This is a genomic window from Vibrio sp. 10N.239.312.D08 (assembly GCF_041466145.1).
Lineage (GTDB): Bacteria > Pseudomonadota > Gammaproteobacteria > Enterobacterales > Vibrionaceae > Vibrio > Vibrio crassostreae_C.
The window spans coordinates 38,760-56,239 of sequence record NZ_JBFSSD010000005.1 but is presented as its reverse complement, the minus strand read 5'-3'; the positions used below and the strand labels follow the sequence as shown (position 1 = coordinate 56,239).

At 44.3% G+C, this 17,480-nt stretch carries 20 protein-coding genes; 7 read left to right on the top strand and 13 right to left on the bottom strand.

Translation table 11 applies throughout. The features are described from left to right. Positions 1–84: 84 nt before the first annotated feature. The 6 genes from AB6D58_RS04340 to tsaA form a co-directional block, all read right to left on the bottom strand. Positions 85–411 carry a hypothetical protein gene (locus AB6D58_RS04340; RefSeq protein ID WP_017072003.1) on the bottom strand — a complete coding sequence of 109 codons (327 nt, stop codon included), beginning with the start codon at positions 409–411 and terminating at the stop codon, positions 85–87. A 232-nt stretch (positions 412–643) separates the two neighbouring features. Next, on the bottom strand, positions 644–835 hold the full coding sequence (locus AB6D58_RS04335) for a DUF4250 domain-containing protein (protein WP_372156523.1): 192 nt from the start codon (positions 833–835) through the stop codon (positions 644–646). Between the two features lies 1 nt (position 836). After that, entirely contained in the window at positions 837–1,040 is a 204-nt protein-coding gene (locus AB6D58_RS04330) for a YaeP family protein (protein WP_008222923.1), read from the bottom strand. 164 nt (positions 1,041–1,204) lie between these two features. Further along, a complete protein-coding gene (locus AB6D58_RS04325) occupies positions 1,205–1,894 on the bottom strand; it encodes a tellurite resistance TerB family protein (RefSeq protein WP_372156522.1) in 690 nt (229 codons plus the stop codon). 190 nt (positions 1,895–2,084) lie between these two features. Next, a complete protein-coding gene (locus tag AB6D58_RS04320) occupies positions 2,085–3,800 on the bottom strand; it encodes a proline--tRNA ligase (RefSeq protein WP_060982540.1) in 1,716 nt (571 codons plus the stop codon). Positions 3,801–3,901: 101 nt separating this feature from the next. Next, entirely contained in the window at positions 3,902–4,597 is a 696-nt protein-coding gene (tsaA, locus tag AB6D58_RS04315) for a tRNA (N6-threonylcarbamoyladenosine(37)-N6)-methyltransferase TrmO (RefSeq protein ID WP_372156521.1), read from the bottom strand. A 123-nt stretch (positions 4,598–4,720) separates the two neighbouring features. Between tsaA and AB6D58_RS04310 the strand changes: the two genes are divergently transcribed. From AB6D58_RS04310 to AB6D58_RS04300, 3 genes are all read left to right on the top strand, one after another. Then, positions 4,721–4,981, top strand: coding sequence for a type B 50S ribosomal protein L31 (locus AB6D58_RS04310; protein ID WP_017060751.1), 261 nt, complete (start codon positions 4,721–4,723; stop codon positions 4,979–4,981). Then, entirely contained in the window at positions 4,981–5,106 is a 126-nt protein-coding gene (gene ykgO / locus AB6D58_RS04305) for a type B 50S ribosomal protein L36 (protein ID WP_010436457.1), read from the top strand. Before AB6D58_RS04310 ends, ykgO begins: the two co-directional genes overlap by 1 nt. Positions 5,107–5,494: 388 nt before the next feature. After that, entirely contained in the window at positions 5,495–7,081 is a 1,587-nt protein-coding gene (locus AB6D58_RS04300) for an AbgT family transporter (protein ID WP_010436458.1), read from the top strand. Positions 7,082–7,193: 112 nt separating this feature from the next. Here AB6D58_RS04300 and AB6D58_RS04295 read toward each other — a convergent pair whose 3' ends face one another. Beyond that, entirely contained in the window at positions 7,194–7,637 is a 444-nt protein-coding gene (locus AB6D58_RS04295) for a YaiI/YqxD family protein (RefSeq protein WP_017063355.1), read from the bottom strand. Positions 7,638–7,691: 54 nt separating this feature from the next. After that, entirely contained in the window at positions 7,692–7,979 is a 288-nt protein-coding gene (locus tag AB6D58_RS04290) for a hypothetical protein (RefSeq protein ID WP_017069390.1), read from the bottom strand. Positions 7,980–8,747: 768 nt separating this feature from the next. On the opposite strand from AB6D58_RS04290, the gene AB6D58_RS04285 reads away from it, so the two are divergent. After that, a complete protein-coding gene (locus AB6D58_RS04285) occupies positions 8,748–9,266 on the top strand; it encodes a GNAT family N-acetyltransferase (protein WP_017060749.1) in 519 nt (172 codons plus the stop codon). Here AB6D58_RS04285 and AB6D58_RS04280 read toward each other — a convergent pair. Together AB6D58_RS04280 and AB6D58_RS04275 are read right to left on the bottom strand one after the other, a co-directional pair. Next, positions 9,232–9,540, bottom strand: a complete 309-nt coding sequence (locus AB6D58_RS04280; RefSeq protein ID WP_017060748.1) for a DUF3301 domain-containing protein — start codon at positions 9,538–9,540, stop codon at positions 9,232–9,234. The genes AB6D58_RS04285 and AB6D58_RS04280 overlap by 35 nt on opposite strands. An 84-nt stretch (positions 9,541–9,624) precedes the next feature. Continuing rightward, complete coding sequence (locus AB6D58_RS04275; protein WP_017060747.1) at positions 9,625–10,665, bottom strand: DUF3549 family protein; 1,041 nt, start codon at positions 10,663–10,665, stop codon at positions 9,625–9,627. 87 nt (positions 10,666–10,752) lie between these two features. Here AB6D58_RS04275 and AB6D58_RS04270 point away from each other — a divergent pair, with 87 nt between their 5' ends. Further along, the gene (locus AB6D58_RS04270) at positions 10,753–11,067 is read left to right on the top strand and encodes a YqcC family protein (protein WP_017063358.1); all 315 of its coding nucleotides are present in this window, start codon (positions 10,753–10,755) and stop codon (positions 11,065–11,067) included. Continuing rightward, positions 11,067–11,816, top strand: a complete 750-nt coding sequence (truC, locus tag AB6D58_RS04265; RefSeq protein WP_017060745.1) for a tRNA pseudouridine(65) synthase TruC — start codon at positions 11,067–11,069, stop codon at positions 11,814–11,816. Before AB6D58_RS04270 ends, truC begins: the two co-directional genes overlap by 1 nt. Before the next feature lie 153 nt (positions 11,817–11,969). Here the strand turns inward: truC and AB6D58_RS04260 are convergent, their stop codons facing one another. From AB6D58_RS04260 to map, 3 genes are all read right to left on the bottom strand, one after another. Beyond that, on the bottom strand, positions 11,970–12,353 hold the full coding sequence (locus AB6D58_RS04260) for a DUF3461 family protein (RefSeq protein WP_004734354.1): 384 nt from the start codon (positions 12,351–12,353) through the stop codon (positions 11,970–11,972). 181 nt (positions 12,354–12,534) lie between these two features. Beyond that, positions 12,535–15,156 (bottom strand): bifunctional uridylyltransferase/uridylyl-removing protein GlnD, encoded by a 2,622-nt coding sequence (glnD, locus tag AB6D58_RS04255; RefSeq protein WP_372112407.1) that lies wholly within the window; start codon positions 15,154–15,156, stop codon positions 12,535–12,537. Between the two features lie 138 nt (positions 15,157–15,294). Beyond that, positions 15,295–16,173, bottom strand: a complete 879-nt coding sequence (gene map / locus AB6D58_RS04250; protein WP_017060743.1) for a type I methionyl aminopeptidase — start codon at positions 16,171–16,173, stop codon at positions 15,295–15,297. 457 nt (positions 16,174–16,630) lie between these two features. Here map and rpsB point away from each other — a divergent pair, with 457 nt between their 5' ends. After that, positions 16,631–17,362 carry a 30S ribosomal protein S2 gene (rpsB, locus tag AB6D58_RS04245; protein WP_009847420.1) on the top strand — a complete coding sequence of 244 codons (732 nt, stop codon included), beginning with the start codon at positions 16,631–16,633 and terminating at the stop codon, positions 17,360–17,362. Positions 17,363–17,480: the final 118 nt, after the last annotated feature.

The following is a 17,480-nucleotide window of genomic DNA, read 5'->3' as shown; positions in this document are numbered from 1 at the left end:
TTTGGGATTAAGAGTAAAGAAAAGCGGGTATTAAAAAGGGTTAATGCTTTCACATCAACCCTTTGGTATTTGGTAGTGTCGATTCTACTTTTTGATGCTAAGTAGGGTGCCTGACTTACACTTGAAAGAGTAGTAGTGGCGGCTTTCACTGAACTTACCTAGGCCTTCGCCATCACAGTAGTCGATGTTGATGTCACGCATCACTTCTAATGTGTCTTCGCTGTTCAAAGCGAATTTAGAGCCATCAGAACAGACAATACGAACTCGTTCATCATGGCTTACAGAGTAAATATCGACTTCAGTATTACACAGCTCAAAAGAGGCTTCGCGAAAGTTGTCTTGCTGAGTATTTGAAGCGCAACCTGCGGTGAGTGCGGCTGCGATAACGGCTAAAAGTCCGAGTCTTTTCATTGTTAATCCTTCACTATCATCAAGTTTAGTGATGAGTTTTATATGCTAGTTTAGGTAGCCTATACAACAATACGCTTTGGTTCAAGGCGCGTTCGTTGACTCTAAGATATAAAAGTATAGGTGCATACAGATAATTTATAATGGGTTTGCTGCGTGTTTCCTTATTACGTATCACCAACAAAAAAAGACCAACACAGAGGTTGGTCTTTAAATAGGAAGATTTTTTAAACGACTATCGAAACTGTTTAGCTTCTGGAAGATACTCAAAACCAGCAGACGCGAGCTTAGCGATTAAGGCTGCTTTGTCGATTTCGTAGAAGTTGACCATTCGATCTAAATCACCGCCGAAGTCGTCACGAAGCTTCATGTTGACGATGCTCATCAACATCACTGGATCCATTTTTTCAAAGTTAGCGAGGTTCATATTAGTCCTCGAAATCTGAAATCAGTAAGTTAGCAGCGGCAAAGGCTGCACGTTCACGAGCTTCTTTAGGAAGAGACTCATCGGCAGCAAGGTCATTCAATGTTTTTACTGCGCAGGTGATCGCTTTAGGGATATAGCCTTGGTCGCCACTGCCAATTTGAGAATACAGTTCACGAACCAAATCACAACAATCGTATACTTTCATTTTTATACCTAACCAAATGATAACTGATCTCAATATACACATAGAGATAAGCAAAAACAAAGTGGATCTGATCAAGTTCAGAGTTAGTTTGTCCTTGCTCAATATCTCACTTGGTTAGCTCGCTGCTTAGGCCGTTCTTTACGGCTTCGTTTGGTACTTGCCGATTAGCCAGAGACTTGTTGTTCAAGTTGATAGGTGACTTCATCAGCAAGATTGAGCTGTTTCGCGAGCTCTTTCAGGTACGCCTTTTCCATGAAATTCTGTTCGTCGGCCACAATCAAAGAGGCTAAGTAGATCTCACTCGCCTGTTGAGGTGACGTTGCCAGTTGAGCGATTTCGCTTGGGTCGAGTGGCTTATGCAGTTCTTCAGAGACCAATTTAGTCAGTTGATAATCAGCGCCCATATTCTCGACGGCTTGCTCTATCTTAGCCATCTCTTCTTCATCAACATGGCCATCAGCTTTAGACGCGGCAATCATCGATCGTAGAATCAGCACGCTGTGGTTTGCATCATTTTCATCAAACTGAGCCTGTTCGGCGTTAGGTGTCTGGCCTTGTTTGGACTGGTAGTCGTTGTAGACTTTATAAGCCAAAGCGCCCAGTGCTGCTGCGCCGCCAATCCCAGCCGCTTTCTTACCCATTTTCTTAGTCTTCTTAGAGCCCATTAACGCACCTAACAGTCCTCCGCCAACTGCGCCTGCACCGAAGGCTCCGAGTGTACTTTTACTGCTACTCTTGCTATTGCTGCCTTGAGAAAAGCCACTTAAACTTGAAGACCCTTGTGAAAGTTTCTGAGTACCTTGTTTTACGAGATCTGATTTAAGTGCTTGGTTCAGTAAGCTTTTGATATCCATCGATACCTCCAATGGTGAGCATGTCCAAAAAGTTGATGACACCAATATACGGATTTAAAGATGAACAGGGGATTAACTTACGTTATTTACTCTACTGATAAATAGAAGGGAGTTTGAAGCGAAATGACAGGCACAAAAAAGGCCACCTAACGGCAGCCTTTCAATGTTTATCTAGTCAGTAATCGGATTACTAAGCTAGTTGAGCCTTAAGGTGCTCGATAACCGTGTCCATTGCGATAGCTTCTTTATCACCAGTACGACGGTTTTTGTATTCGAAGTTACCTTCGTCCATGCTGCGATCGCCGATAACGATAGTGTGAGGGATACCCACAAGCTCGATATCTTTAAACATAACACCAGGGCGCTCTTTACGGTCATCGAATAAAACTTCGATACCCATAGCTGTTAATTCAGCGTATAGCTTCTCAGCTGCTTCTTTAACGCGCTCAGATTTGTGCATGTTCATTGGTACGATAGCAACTTGGAACGGCGCTAGTGCGTCTGGCCAAGTGATACCGAATTTATCGTGGTTTTGCTCGATAGCAGATGCAACAACACGTGAAACACCGATACCGTAACAACCCATTTCTAGGATTACGCTCTTACCATCAGGGCCAAGCACGTTACAGTTCATTGCTTTAGAGTAAGTATTACCTAGTTGGAAGATGTGACCAACTTCAATACCACGCTTAAGCTGGATAGTACCTTGACCACATGGGCTTAGGTCGCCTTCAACTACGTTACGTAGGTCTTCAACTTGAGCCAGCTCAACGTCACGACCCCAGTTGATGCCGAAGTAGTGCTTACCATCTACGTTTGCACCAGCGCCAAAGTCGCTCATTACAGCAACAGAGCGGTCAACGATGAATGGTAGCTCTAGGCCAACAGGTCCAAGTGAACCAGGACCTGCACCAACAAGTGCGCGGATTTCTTCTTCAGAAGCCATCTCTAGCGGAGAAGCAACCTGTGGAAGGTTTTCTGCTTTCACTTCGTTAAGCTCGTGGTCACCACGGATGATTAGAGCAATAATATCTGCTTCTACTTCATCAGATGCTTTAACGAATAGAGTCTTAACTGTCTTCTCGATTGCTAGACCGTGTTGCTCTACCAATTCTGCGATAGTTTTCGCATTTGGTGTATCAACCAGTTCCATCTCTTGAGTTGGTGCTGCTGCATCTTCAGTAGGAGCAAGTGCTTCTGCTTTTTCGATGTTTGCTGCGTAATCTGACTCAGTTGAGAATGCGATTAGGTCTTCGCCGCTTTCAGCAAGAACGTGGAACTCTTGAGAGCCGCTGCCGCCGATTGCGCCAGAGTCTGCCAATACTGGACGGTATTCAAGGCCCATACGGTCGAATGCTTTACAGTAAGCATCGTGCATCGCTTGGTAAGACTTTTCTAAGCCTTCTTTGTCGATATCAAAGCTGTACGCATCCATCATAGAGAATTCACGTGCACGCATTACGCCAAAACGAGGGCGGCGCTCATCACGGAATTTAGTCTGGATTTGGTACAGATTTAGAGGTAGCTGTTTGTAAGAGCTGATCTCGTTACGTACTAGACTCGTTACCACTTCTTCAGCTGTTGGGCTAAGAACAAATGGACGAGAGTGACGGTCTGTGAAACGAAGTAGCTCAGGCCCCATCTTTTCAGAACGGCCAGTCTCTTCCCAAAGCTCAAACGGTTGAACTACGGGCATCAAGATTTCAACGGCACCTGCATTATCGATCTCTTGGCGAACGATATTTTCGACTTTACGCAGTACACGTAGACCAGTAGGTAGCCAAGTATATAAACCTGAAGCTAGCTTACGGATCATACCTGCACGTAGCATCAGCTGGTGGCTGATAACTTCTGCGTCGTTTGGAGTCTCTTTCAGAGTAGAAAGAAGGTAGTTACTGGTACGCATTCTATGGTATCCGTTTCATCATTGATAAAAGAAAACTTGCTGTCGTTCGCAACCACAGCAAATCTGATATAGCCGCATATAATATCAGCCTATTTGGGATCTCAAAAGCGTTCAATGTCAGTTACATTGATGAAAAGCGTTTCAACTACGAATTTCACGTTAAGATCGAACAAATTTACCGCATATTCCTTACTGTCAGGTTTACCTTTCTTATAGGCAGGGCGAGGATCTTGGCCTAATACTTCTTTGATCACCTGAATGATATGGCGCGCCTGTGGATGGCTTGCGAGCTTACTTTGCGCTTGCTGCGAAAAGTTAACGTCGAGCACCTCTGGTTCGTCGGCGGCAAACCCTCCCAATGCATCCGGAATCGAATCTGAGTAGGGGATATAAGGCTTGATGTCGATGATCGGTGTGCCGTCTACTAAGTCGACGCTGCCAAGATCCAACCAAGTCTGCCCTTTCTCTTGAGATACACCTTTGAGTTCAACCGCAGACATGCCAATTCCATTGGGTCTGAATGTGGCACGAGACGCGAAGACACCAATACGTTCATTGCCGCCAAGGCGAGGTGGCCTCACGGTTGGTCTCCAGCCTGCTTCAAGGTTCTTATCGAACAAAAACAACAACCACACATGGCTAAATTGCTCAATATCTCGAACAGACTCAAGGCAGTTTGCTGCGTCAACCAACCTGACTCTTGAGGTGGATGTTGGTACTAACCTAGGCTGTCTTGGCACAGCGAACTTCTCTTTATAAGGAGACTCAATAAAGCCAACAGGTTTAATGGTGTACATAGCAAGGTGTTCTCTGGTTTCAGTTAAGACGGAAAAATATCATAAAATCGCTTGTTTTTCTTTTGATAATAATTAACATTTGATATGTTATAACGTATCAATTTAATTATTTAGGGAAATACAATGAAACCGAATATCCACCCGGGCTACCGCACAGTGGTGTTCCACGACACCAATGTTGATGAGGACTTCTTGATTGGCTCCACCTTGAAAACAGAGCGTACTATCGAATGGGAAGATGGTAATACTTACCCTTATTTCACTATTGAAGTATCTTCAAAATCACATCCTTTCTATACGGGTAAACAGAGAGTGCTACATAAAGAGGGACGTGTTGCTAATTTTACTCGTCGCTTTGGTCAATTAGGTAAGGGAGCTAAATAATGAAAGTTGTTAAATCACTTAAAAGTGCGAAAAGCCGTCACCCTGATTGCCAGATAGTTAAGCGTAGAGGGCGTCACTATGTGATCTGTAAATCCAATCCAAGATTTAAAGCGGTTCAAAAATAACCGTCAATATGATGTGACATGTGTGTAAAAACGAGGGGAAAGTCAAACTTCATTCATTTGTCTGTTTTTCTTTTCCTTCGAGAGGAACTTAACCGGATATCGAGTGTGCATTTAACGTACGATGTATTTTATTTTCAAGTGAATCAATGGGTTATATTGTGAGTTATATTTCTAGTGAATGCGTTGTTGTAAATTATAAATCTAGTTTTTGTGTTTAATATAGATTTATTTGCTAATTAATTGTTCAAATAGAGTTGAAAGTTGTCGTTTGTTACACACTTTGTAACATTTTGAATTTCTAATTGATATTTTTGTCGCGTACCCTTCGCTGGCAATTTGAACATCTTTGTCACAATTGCACAGGAATCACTACACAAGGAGGGAACAGATGAGTTCATCTGCTTCAATAAAAAACAACGCACCAAAAAAACCTATTTTCACACGCTTTTTAGACAGCGTTGAATATTTGGGGAACCTTTTACCCCACCCAATCACTCTTTTTGCTATCTTCTGTGTCGCAATCCTAGTTTCTTCAGGTATTGCTGGTTACTTTGAAGTGTCTGTCATGGACCCTCGCCCTGAAGGTGCTAGTGGTCGTGCTGCTGATGGTATGATCCACGTTGTAAGCTTACTTAATGCTGAAGGCTTACAACTCATCGTAACGAATCTAGTTTCGAACTTTGTTGGCTTTGCGCCACTTGGTACTGTACTTGTTGCAATGCTAGGTGTTGCGATTGCTGAGCACTCAGGTCTATTATCTGCGGCAATGCGCGGCATGGTAATGGGCGCATCTCAGCGCATGGTTACTGTAACCGTGGTATTTGCCGGTATTATCTCTAACACGGCTTCAGAGCTGGGTTACGTAGTACTTATCCCTCTTGCAGCAATGCTTTTCCACTCTTTGGGTCGTCACCCATTAGCAGGTCTAGCGGCAGCATTTGCTGGTGTATCTGGTGGTTATTCTGCAAATCTACTTATCGGTACGGTTGATCCACTGCTTTCTGGTATCACAGAAACAGCAGCACAAATGCTTGATCCATCTTACTCTGTTGGCCCTGAATCAAACTGGTACTTCATGTTTATTTCGACCTTCTTTATCTCGATTGCCGGCGCATTGGTAACAGAGAAGATTGTTGAACCTAAACTGGGTAAATACAATGTCGAAGACGCGTCTGAAGATCTTTCAAATGACTCAATGGGTAAGCTTACTGCTATTGAGAAGAAAGGCCTTAGATTGGCGGGTGTCGCTGTATTAATCGTGAGTGCGCTTTTAGCTTGGACTGTTGTTCCTGCTGACGGTGTTCTACGTTCAGAGGCGGGCACGATTTCAGGCTCTCCATTCCTGAAAAGTATCGTCGCGTTTATCTTTGTATTCTTTGCTATTCCTGGTTTTGTTTACGGCAAAATTACCGGTTCAATGAAGAATGACCGTGATGTGATTAATGCAATGGCAACGTCTATGTCTTCAATGGGCATGTACATCGTTCTTGTATTCTTTGCTGCACAGTTTGTTGCTTTCTTTAAGTGGACGAACTTTGGTCAAGTGGTTGCTGTAGGCGGCGCAACATTCCTTCAGGATATCGGCCTAACGGGTCCAATGTTGTTCTTCGCATTCATCCTAATGTGTGGTTTCATTAACCTGATGATCGGTTCAGCTTCTGCACAGTGGGCAGTAACAGCGCCAATCTTCGTTCCAATGCTAATGCTAGTAGGCTACGCACCTGAAACGATTCAAGCGGCTTACCGTATCGGTGATTCAACAACCAACATCATTACACCAATGATGAGCTACTTCGGTCTTATCCTTGCCGTAGCAACTCGCTACATGAAGAACCTAGGTATCGGTACACTGATCGCGACAATGTTGCCTTACTCAATGGTATTCATGTTTGGTTGGAGCATCTTGTTCTACCTATGGGTATTCGTATTCGGTCTACCAGTAGGTCCAGGCGCTGCAACGTACTACACGCCTTAGTTGTAGAGTAGGGGAAACCTTCTTCTAATTGATATTAAAAAAACCTGCATTGTTTGCAGGTTTTTTGATTTTTTATGGAGAGATAGAACTAGGTTAAGCTCGGATGAGCCAGCTAGCGTTTGGCTAGAATTCTATCTAAGTGGTTTGCGAACTCACGACGGTCGGTTTGAGAAAGGGCACTTGGTCCACCCGTTTGGATGCCACTTGAGCGCATGGTATCCATAAAGTCACGAATGTTCAGACGCGCTTTAATGGTCTCTTTGGTGTAAAGCTCACCACGAGAGCTGAGTGCTTGCCCACCTTTAGTGATCACTTCGTCAGCCAGAGGGATATCGGATGTAATCACAAGATCGCCGGGTTCAGTGCGCTTTACGATTTCATCATCAGCAATATCAAACCCGCTTGGCACTTGAATTGAGTGAATGTTATTGCGTTTAGGAACGGGAACCAGATGGTTTGCCACAAAGGTACATTCAACCCCTGTGCGCTCAGCTGCGCGTACGATTGTTTCTCGGATAACCTTTGGACAAGCGTCCGCATCAACCCATATCTTCATAGTGTTCTATTTCTCTGTTAGCTTATTTATCGGTCAACTTATTGCTCAGTTGCCTTATTGATCAGTTAGTTTAGCTTCAAGCATGGCAACGCGAGCAGTGAGTTCAAGGATTTGCTTTTCCAGTTGGCTAACACGATCAAGTGCTGGCTCTTCTTGTGTCGCGACTTCAACTTTAGGAACACGATTTGCGCTTTTCCAGCTCTTGATGGTCGTGATTAAAGCGGGCATCGGAACGGATGTGCTCATACGAGCCTTAACTAAAGCAACTGTCGGCTCTTTCCCTTGCGCTTGCAGTCCTTCAAGCACTGATTTCAACTCTTCAGAAACATCTTTTGTCAGCATGTTGATCTCCATTTTTAGTCTTTAGTCATTTTACTCGCTCTGGTGAATGATAGCGAATCATAAAACCGCCCATGGCTTGTGAGAGATCTCTTACAAAGGTTGTGAGATAACACGAATACATCGCTAGAGAGATTGATGTGCACATGGTTAAGGTGTTGAATTTTAATTGTTTTATATAATTAACAACTTTCTTGAATTCAAAATGTGATGCAAATCTATTGTCCGAAATCCTAAATCGCGTAAATTAAACCTTGTCGGAAGGATTCTGACACGGAACAGGAAAGCACCAAGGATTTGGTTATCTTCAGGATGAAGATTTGGTTACTTAGGATTGAGTGATCAAGCATGGAGCGTAAGGACATTGTAGGAATACAGTCAGTTAACAGGAAGTTAGCTGCAACGGAATGACAATGGACACCTTTAGGATTAAAGGGTTGGATTAGCATCAGGACGATGTAAAGGACACCGCTCACGGAACAAGTGATGTGCGCTAACTAGGATTGTTAGCTTTCAGGATGATTGGACACCGCTAGGACGGCGAAGTAAAGGAAAGAGCTGAAGGATTACAGCCACTATTATGGATGATGCATGGAGCATTAATTAGTAGCCGGACTGCTGCGAGTAAGACCCTAGCCCTGACACTTCGGTGTCGGGGCTTTTCTTTTCCTAAGGCTTTTTCTCTATCTAGGGGCTCTCTTTAATTCAGGAGCTTTTATCTAAGCACGCGACATCTGCTTTTCTGCTAATGGTCAACACAAGGAGTGTTTTATGACGATAGCAACCTCAAGAACGCTGTTGGTACCTTATACCGAGCAGTTAGAACATGACTTTATCAAGTTGAATTGCTGCCCCATCAATCGTGCTGAAATGAACGGGCCGCATTCTATTGCCTCTGCAAAACACCTATTTCAAGAAATACTGAACGACAACGTTGGTTTTTGCCGAGCCATTATCCACAACCAAACCCGCGAATACCTCGGGCATTTGTTTGTTTCGTCTGAAGAAGGGAAGCATGAACTGGGATTTATTCTGGACAAGGAGTTTTGGAATCAAGGCCTTGCTAGTGAAGTGCTAAAACCTTTCTTTAGTTTGGTTTGTTTTGAAGAACACCTAACGAATGTTGTCGCGACCGTTAATGTTGGTCATAACCCATCAATTAAGTTACTTGAAAAGTTAGGCTTTGCATTTAAAGAGACCAAACAAGATCAGTTTGGCCCTTATCATGAATATAGTTATACCGCGTATTGCGACGTTACATTCTATGAGGCTGTAGCTCAAACCGCATAGAACGGAAGCCCACCATGGTCAGTTTCCCTTGGTACAGGTCATCACCTAACGCTGAAAACTCAAATTGATACACGGTGTGCCAGCGCCAAATGGTGGTGAGCTCATGGCGCATCTTAAGTTTATGACCACTAAAGGCAACACTTAATAGCTGTAAGTCGAGCTCTTTACATTTTCTCGCAATGGCAGCTTTCGCAAGCTCGGATTGCCTGCGCTGTTGCCAAAACAGAAAGCAAAAGAAGCACAGCATCAAAATAGCCAATAAGTTATCTATCATTTAATCCATACTTCCTTTTATCTCTCTATTCCGTTCGTGATTTGAGCTTTTTGTTATGAGCTACTGAGCTGTTCTGTCTGGTATCTATTGCGACTTAGCCGCTTGTTGTAATTCTACAAGTGCATTGGCGAGTTCTGGTGATGGGTTCGAGTTCAATAATGGTAAAAATACCATTCTCAGTGTCGGAATCATCACTAAATCTGCAAATAACTGATTGAACAAGTTTTGGTTGCCCGTTTGTGCGAGACGCAGCAAGAACTGCTCAGCAATCGCAGGATCTTGCAGTGCGTGCCAGCTGCGACCAGCCAAACCAATCAATACTTCTTGGTGGCTTAAGCGCGGGCTAGCCAGAACTTGGTTAATTACGGCGTTGGTTGTGCTTTGCTCTGCGCCAGAAAGGGCACGTACCAGTGCTGACAGTAAGAACAGATCTGGCTCTTGACTGTTAATCTCATTCTCTGCCATTTCTTGTAAGCGTTGAGCGAGCTTGTCATTGATTTGCGTATGCTCAAGCGCCCCGAGAGTCGCGTATAGAGGTTCTGAAGGCAGCTTATTCAATGCTTTGCGAATCGCGACACCATTTTGTTGGCTGCCTAAACGAGCACACATATCAGTGATGCCTTGTAGGCCAACGGTTTTCCAGTTGTCCCAGCCTAGATCGCCTGTGAAGTAGTGTTGAGCGTGTTCGTAGTATTGGCTCGTTGCAAGGTCTAAACCTGCTCTTACTTGGCTATGGAACACGGCCATTTTGTCTTCTGAAGGCTTGAAGGTATATGGGTTGTTTGACAGCTTTTGTTGTTGCTCTTCGCTGATCTCACCGTTCAAACGTGTGCCCATCGCTTCGATAACAAACTTAAGGAAATTGCCGACATCACCTTGATGTAATAGGCCTCTTTCGTCCAGTTTGAATTTTAGGAACCAGATCCAAGGTTGCTTGTGTTCGTTCCAGTAACTAATCGCTAAGTGAGCTTGTTTCTGAAGTGGAAATGGGTACGGCTGTTTCCCTTGCTCAACATCAGAGAATAAGGTGTTGTCGATCTTCTGAATACGGCGACCTAGGTCGTAGATATCGTACTGGCAACCGCTATTCTTTAGTAACTGAGTGAGCGTGTGAATCGTTTCCATAGTAATAAAGCTCCTAACTTTCTTTCCTAAATAGATGGTACTCTATGCCCCAATTTCAAGGTCACTAGATAAATAACTTGGTGAAAAATGACAGCAGCCACAAAGTTACCTCTTTTACTTCAACAATTAGAAGAACAAATGCGCCAATGTTCGCTATGGAGCACGCTTCCGCCTTCGGATGAAGCTCTGGCGAGCGTTGAACCTTTCGGGATTGATTCGTTACAACCGGAAGAGTGGTTGCAGTGGATCTTTATCGTTAAGATCAACGCAATGATGGATGCCCAAATGAGCCTACCGAAAGGCTTTGCTATCCATCCTTATTTTGGTGAAGTGTGGAAAAATGAGGCAGACAAAGTCGAACTGCTAGTGACAATTCAGAGCATTGATGAGGTATGTGCGTAATGTTAGAGATCATTTATCAAGATGAGTACTTTGTCGCGGTGAATAAGCCCGCTGGCATGCTAGTGCATCGTTCATGGTTGGATAAACACGAAACGCAATTTGTTATGCAGACATTGCGCGATCAAATTGGTCAGCATGTATTTCCATTACACCGCTTAGACAGACCGACATCGGGTGTGTTGGTGTTTGCGTTGTCGAGTGAGGTTGCTTCACAGGTGATGCCAATGTTCGCTAATCATGAGATGCAAAAAACCTATCATGCGATTGTCCGTGGTTGGATAGAAGAGGGCGATACGCTCGATTATGCACTTAAGGTTGAGCTGGATAAGATCGCAGATAAGTTCGCGAAAGAAGACAAAGAAGCGCAAGAGGCAGTGACAGTCTATGAACCGCTAGCAAAAGTAGAAGTGCCATATTCAACAGGACGCTTTCCTACCAGTCGTTATTGCTTGGTTGAGATGATGCCAAAGACAGGTCGCAAACATCAGCTGCGTCGTCACATGGCTCATCTAAGACATCCGATTGTCGGTGATACTTCACATGGTGATGGTAAGCACAATCGACTGTTCCGTGATGATTTAGATTCGCATCGTTTGTTGTTGCACGCTTCTGAGCTTCGCTTTATCCATCCTTTCACAAAAGAAGAGTTGGTGATGAAGGCCAACCTTGATGAAACTTGGCTAAGGTTGTTTGAAACCTTTGAGTGGGATACTAACTTAATCGATGCTCAAACTTGCTTGTCTAAGTAAGTCTCGCGTGTTTAGGCAATCTCCAGTCTAAGTGAATAGAGAAAATAGAATAAAAAACAAAGGGCTGATAGTGATATCAGCCCTTTTTGTATCTGTATAACCTTAACGGCATAACTAATGTTGGTTAGTTAACAGTAATAGTTAGTCGCGGGATCATTTTAGCTTTTCTAGATCAGCTTCGATCTCAGCGATCTTGCTTGATACCACTTTCTCTAGATGGCGTAAGTCGGTAAGGATCTTCTGCTTCACATCCACCTCAGCCGTTGGCGTCGGTTTGGTGATTTTGTTGAGTTCATCAATCACAAGAGTGAGGTTGCGGTTAATCTCTGTCACTTCTTTGTATTGATTATTGCCACCGCTAACAAGCACACTTTTTACTTGTCGTGGGTACTTAAATTTAACGCTTTTCGCGAACAGTTCCCCTTTCTGCTTACGAAAGTAAATCTTCAGGATATCTTTGTGCGCTTCTTGGCGAAGGGAGTAACGTTCAATCTGTTTAGGTTCGTGGATACCTAAGCCAGTGAGGTTTGGATACATAAGCGACCTCTAGGTTATGAATGTAATACTTTTATGTAATTGACTTGATCAATGTAGCAGCCTAACGACGAGCTAGATAGTTGATATCTGTGAATTGATTGTAAGTTGTGGGCAAGATCGCTCTCTATCTTTGCCCACACTTATTTGGTTATTAAACCTGTTTTTAGACTGAATTCGCTTTCTAAGGTGCGAGTTCTGAAACATGCTCAGTTAACCTTTCTCTTAGCGCTTGTTCCTGTTCTTCAGACAGTCTGCCTCCCGCATCACTGGTCAGAATAAACAAATCTTCAGCTCTCTCACCTATCGTGGTGATTTTCGCACCGTGCAAGTTGATGTCTAGCTCCGCAAAGGTTGCACCGACTTGAGCCAATAACCCCGGCGTATCAAGAGCTCTTAACTCCATCAAGGTACGTTTCTTGCTCTTGGTTGGTAGGAACTCAACTAAGGTTTTGACCTTAAAGTGTTGCAAGTTACGTGGCGTGCGACGCGTCTTAATCTTAGTCGGGCGGCCATCAGTCAATACATGAGTCAGATGTTTAGCAACGGCTTTGTGTCTTGCTTCATCAATCGCTTCGCCGTGCTGGTCTAGTACGATAAAGGTATCCAAAACATGACCATCTTTGCTAACCATGACCTGCGCGTCATGAACGTTAAAGTTACGTCTGTCGAGTTCGGCAACCACGGTCGCAAACAGTGCTGCTTGGTCTTTACAATAAACGAACACTTCTGTGCCACCACGCGTCGCTTTCTTACTGATCAGCACTAACGGTTGGCTTGGGTCTTCTAGGCGAAGTAAGTGCTCACAGTGCCAAGCGATTTGTTTATGTGTGTGACGCAAGAAATAATCGGCCTTAAAGCGTTGCCACAACACTTCAATCTCACGAGCGGTGAAGCCTTCTTTACGCAGCAGTGCTGATGCCATTTGTTGGTTGTGACGAATACGGTCTCTGACATCGACAGGGTTTTCCAAGCCGCGGCGCAGTGCTCGCTGCGTTGAGTGGAACAGCTCAGCTAACAGGGTTCGTTTCCAACTGTTCCATAGCTCAGGGTTAGTCGCACAGATATCGGCAACGGTTAAACAAACCAGTAGCTCGAGTGATTCTTCATCACGCACTTTTTTGGCGAATTCGGTGATCACATCTGGGTCGTAGATATCACGACGTTGAGCCGTTACTGACATCAATAGGTGATTTTGTACCAACCACGCGACTTGTTTGGCTTCAGGCTTCGATAGCCCGTGTTCAATACAGAAAGAGTAAGCCTCAACCGCACCTATCTCAGAGTGGTCTCCGCCGCGGCCTTTGCCGATGTCATGGAAGATAGCGGCAAGGATCAGCAACTCTTTCTTCTGTACTCGAGGATAGACTTCACAGCAGATAGGGTGCTTATCGTGGTTTTCGATTTGACCAAAGCGGTTGATGTGCTTGAGCAGGCGGATACTGTGCTCATCCACGGTGTAAACATGGAATAGGTCAAACTGCATCTGACCAACGATCTGGCTCCACTGCGGTAAGTACGCAGAGAGCACGCCCAATTTGTGCATTAAGCTAAAGGCTTTGTGCAGGGCATTAGGGTGGCGAACTAGATCCATGAACTTGTCACGAGCTTCAGGAATGGTATGCAGGAATCGGTTCAATCGACGGCGTGCCGTACGCAGTTGTCGCAATGTTGGTGGACTTACCCCTTCGATAGTCGAGTCATTGGCGATATGGATGAACATATCGAGAATGGTTTCTGGTCTTGCTTGGAATAGGGCAGGCTTGCGCGCTTCGATCAACGAACCTCGACGTTGGAAATCACTATCGAGAATTTCAGCGTCTTGGGTTTGACCGCCATTGATGATCGCTTGATCGAACAGCTTAAGCAGCATCTTATTCAGTTCAGCAACACGACGAAGGGTTCGGTAGAACTCTTTCATCATCATCTCAACACCACGGTTTCCTTCACCCGTATAACCCAGATGTTCAGCGACTTGAGCTTGATGCGCGAACGTTAAACGGTTGTCGTAACGGCGCAGTTCAATATGCAATGCAAAGCGAACACGCCATAAAAAATCTTGGCACTCAACGAGCTCACGATATTCAGCATCGGTCAGAAAGCCGTATTTGCTCATCTCTAACAAAGAGGTCGCGCCGAAGTGGCGACGCGCAACCCAGCTCAGGGTATGGATGTCTCTGAGCCCTCCCGGAGTCGATTTGATGTCCGGTTCTAAATTATAGGTGGTGTCGTGGTAGCGAGCATGACGCTCTCTCTGTTCTTGAATCTTGGCTTTGTAAAACGTCTCACTTGGCCAAAATGAATCGGAATGAATCTTCAGTTTTAGTTCTTGGAAAGTGTCTTCACTACCACATAACAATCGCGACTCTTGTAGGTTGGTCGCGACGGTTAAATCATCGGTGCCGATATCGAGACACTCAGTAATAGTTCGCACAGCATGGCCAACTTCGAGCTTTAAATCCCAAAGTAGAGTAATGAATTGACTGACCTTTTCACCAAGAGCTGGTGGTAGTGTTTTTTGCGAGACAATGAGAATATCAATGTCAGACAAAGGATGCAGTTCGCCACGACCATAACCACCCACTGCGACAAGTGAAATATGAGGCAGTTTGTTGAATCCGAAATTTTCCCACAAACGATTGAGAAGTAAATCCATGTATTCGGAGCGCAGTAGAACCAAATCGGTGACGGGATGGTGGTTCAGAAATTCATTTTTTTGATACTGCGTGAAGATCTCGAGCTGATTTTTTAATTCGCAGATTTCAATTTGTTCGTCATTGAACGTAAGAGGGCATTGATAAGGCATAGTCTGCTATCCGTGCAAGCAAATGAGAATAGTAAACAATTTAACAGAAGCTGATGGAAAATCGAAATTGAGTGGATAAAAAATATCCTCGACAATGCGAGGATATTTTTAAAAGGCTGATGCGCTCAGTTCGGTGAACTAAGCGTTCTTCATGATACGTGGGATTGTATCATCGCTGCGCAGTGTTAGTACTTCACAACCAGTATCAGTTACAACCAGAGTGTGCTCCCATTGAGCCGAGTTCTTGCTGTCTGCTGTGTATACTGTCCAGCTATCTTCGTCATCAAGACGACAGCCAAACTTACCCGCGTTGATCATTGGCTCGATAGTGAAGCACATGCCTGCTTTTAGCACGGTGCGATCGCTGTTCTTGTAGTGAACTACTTGTGGATCTTCGTGGAATTCAGAACCAATGCCGTGACCACAGTAATCTTTAACAATAGAGAACTTAGCGCGTGGGTTGTTCTTGTTGTTTGTTTTGATGTACTTCTCGATAGCAGTACCGATTTGACCAAGTTGAACACCTGGCTTAACTTGGCGCATGCCTTCGTAAAGTGCTTCTTGAGCAACCATGCACAGACGCTTGTTTGCAGGTGAAACCTCACCCACTAGGAACATCTTAGAGGTGTCACCGTGGTAGCCTTGAGGGCGAGTACTAAGATCGGCATTTGCGTCATCAGGGATGATAACTGTGATATCAACGTTCAGAATGTCGCCATCTTTGAGTACCGCAGGTTTGAATTGACCTGTGCTACCCGTCTCGTCTTGTGACGCGGGAATGCCGTGACACACAATATGATTGATAGACGTACAGATAGACTTAGGGAAACCGTGGTAATCGAGTGGCGCAGAGTATGCACCTCTTTCTAGAGCGTACTCATGACAAAGCGTATTGAGCTCTTCCGTCGTGGTACCCACTTGGATGTGAGGTTCGATCATCTCAATAATGTCAGCGGCCAGCTTGCCGGCGACGCGCATTTTTTCAATTTCTTCAGCAGTTTTAATTTTTACAGCCATTGCATATCTCTTAATTTGGTAGCACCTAAGTGTGCATATTGGGGCTATTCTATCAGTGCAGCAATTTAGCGCAACATTCCCATGCCCATACATTGCTGGTGGATACTGCTCAACGTGAGTGAATCGTGATCAATTTATTGAGACAGAAGTGAATGAATAGCGACACTATTTATAGGTGAAATTCGCCGATAGGGATCAGTATAGCAGTCGCCATTTTTAGAATTTTTTCTAGCCATAGATAGACAAAATATGGTATAAAGCGCGCCGGACATCAGGACTGTTTTCTCCAATTGGCGAAACAAGCTTTGTGTCCACTAACTTATTTCTTTAAATCACACACATTCCGACACATGTTCCGGGGTGCCTCAACAACATAGATAACGGCTGAAAAGTGGTTAGTTGTTAGGGGTCGGATTCATGGGGGATGTGGAGGCCTAACCCCATAGAGGATTTTAAAATGGCAACTGTATCAATGCGCGATATGCTTAAAGCTGGTGTTCACTTCGGTCACCAAACTCGTTACTGGAACCCAAAAATGAAGCCATTCATCTTTGGTGCTCGTAACAAAGTACATATCATCAACCTAGAAAAAACTGTACCAATGTTCAACGACGCTCTAGCTGAAATTGCTAAAGTTGGCGAGAAGAAAGGTAAAGTTCTTTTTGTTGGTACTAAGCGCGCTGCATCTGAAGCTGTTAAAGAAGCTGCTATCAACAGCAACCAGTTCTACGTTAACAACCGCTGGTTAGGCGGTATGCTAACGAACTACAAAACTGTTCGTCAGTCTATCAAGCGTCTGAAAGAACTTGAAGCGCAAGCTCAAGACGGTACTTTCGACAAGCTTACTAAGAAAGAAGCTCTAATGCGTACTCGTGAAATGGAGAAGCTAGAGAAATCTCTTGGTGGTATTAAGAACATGGGCGGCCTTCCAGACGCTCTATTCGTAATCGATGCTGATCACGAACACATCGCAGTTAAAGAAGCAAACAACCTAGGTATCCCAGTTTACGCTGTAGTTGATACTAACTCTAACCCAGACGGCGTTGACTTCGTTATCCCAGGTAACGATGATGCAATCCGTGCAGTACAGCTTTACCTAAACGCTGCTGCAGACGCGGTTAAAGAAGGTCGTAACAAAGATGTTGCTGCTGTAGCTGCTGAAAAAGACGGTTTTGTAGAAGCTGAATAATAGCGGCTCTGAGCCATATTTAGTTCATATTAAGCGGTCATAATCGGTGGCTTAACGGACTGAATACAGTCAATATCAGGGGCCAATTAATTAGGCCCCTGTTTTTTATCTTTTTTAG

Coding starts and splice junctions, on each gene's coding strand:
- AB6D58_RS04340 (WP_017072003.1), bottom strand. CDS start 411: ATGAAAAGACTCGGACTTTTAGCCGTTATCGCAGCCGCACTCACCGCA.
- AB6D58_RS04335 (WP_372156523.1), bottom strand. CDS start 835: ATGAACCTCGCTAACTTTGAAAAAATGGATCCAGTGATGTTGATGAGC.
- AB6D58_RS04330 (WP_008222923.1), bottom strand. CDS start 1,040: ATGAAAGTATACGATTGTTGTGATTTGGTTCGTGAACTGTATTCTCAA.
- AB6D58_RS04325 (WP_372156522.1), bottom strand. CDS start 1,894: ATGGATATCAAAAGCTTACTGAACCAAGCACTTAAATCAGATCTCGTA.
- AB6D58_RS04320 (WP_060982540.1), bottom strand. CDS start 3,800: ATGCGTACCAGTAACTACCTTCTTTCTACTCTGAAAGAGACTCCAAAC.
- tsaA (WP_372156521.1), bottom strand. CDS start 4,597: ATGTACACCATTAAACCTGTTGGCTTTATTGAGTCTCCTTATAAAGAG.
- AB6D58_RS04310 (WP_017060751.1), top strand. CDS start 4,721: ATGAAACCGAATATCCACCCGGGCTACCGCACAGTGGTGTTCCACGAC.
- ykgO (WP_010436457.1), top strand. CDS start 4,981: ATGAAAGTTGTTAAATCACTTAAAAGTGCGAAAAGCCGTCACCCTGAT.
- AB6D58_RS04300 (WP_010436458.1), top strand. CDS start 5,495: ATGAGTTCATCTGCTTCAATAAAAAACAACGCACCAAAAAAACCTATT.
- AB6D58_RS04295 (WP_017063355.1), bottom strand. CDS start 7,637: ATGAAGATATGGGTTGATGCGGACGCTTGTCCAAAGGTTATCCGAGAA.
- AB6D58_RS04290 (WP_017069390.1), bottom strand. CDS start 7,979: ATGCTGACAAAAGATGTTTCTGAAGAGTTGAAATCAGTGCTTGAAGGA.
- AB6D58_RS04285 (WP_017060749.1), top strand. CDS start 8,748: ATGACGATAGCAACCTCAAGAACGCTGTTGGTACCTTATACCGAGCAG.
- AB6D58_RS04280 (WP_017060748.1), bottom strand. CDS start 9,540: ATGATAGATAACTTATTGGCTATTTTGATGCTGTGCTTCTTTTGCTTT.
- AB6D58_RS04275 (WP_017060747.1), bottom strand. CDS start 10,665: ATGGAAACGATTCACACGCTCACTCAGTTACTAAAGAATAGCGGTTGC.
- AB6D58_RS04270 (WP_017063358.1), top strand. CDS start 10,753: ATGACAGCAGCCACAAAGTTACCTCTTTTACTTCAACAATTAGAAGAA.
- truC (WP_017060745.1), top strand. CDS start 11,067: ATGTTAGAGATCATTTATCAAGATGAGTACTTTGTCGCGGTGAATAAG.
- AB6D58_RS04260 (WP_004734354.1), bottom strand. CDS start 12,353: ATGTATCCAAACCTCACTGGCTTAGGTATCCACGAACCTAAACAGATT.
- glnD (WP_372112407.1), bottom strand. CDS start 15,156: ATGCCTTATCAATGCCCTCTTACGTTCAATGACGAACAAATTGAAATC.
- map (WP_017060743.1), bottom strand. CDS start 16,173: ATGGCTGTAAAAATTAAAACTGCTGAAGAAATTGAAAAAATGCGCGTC.
- rpsB (WP_009847420.1), top strand. CDS start 16,631: ATGGCAACTGTATCAATGCGCGATATGCTTAAAGCTGGTGTTCACTTC.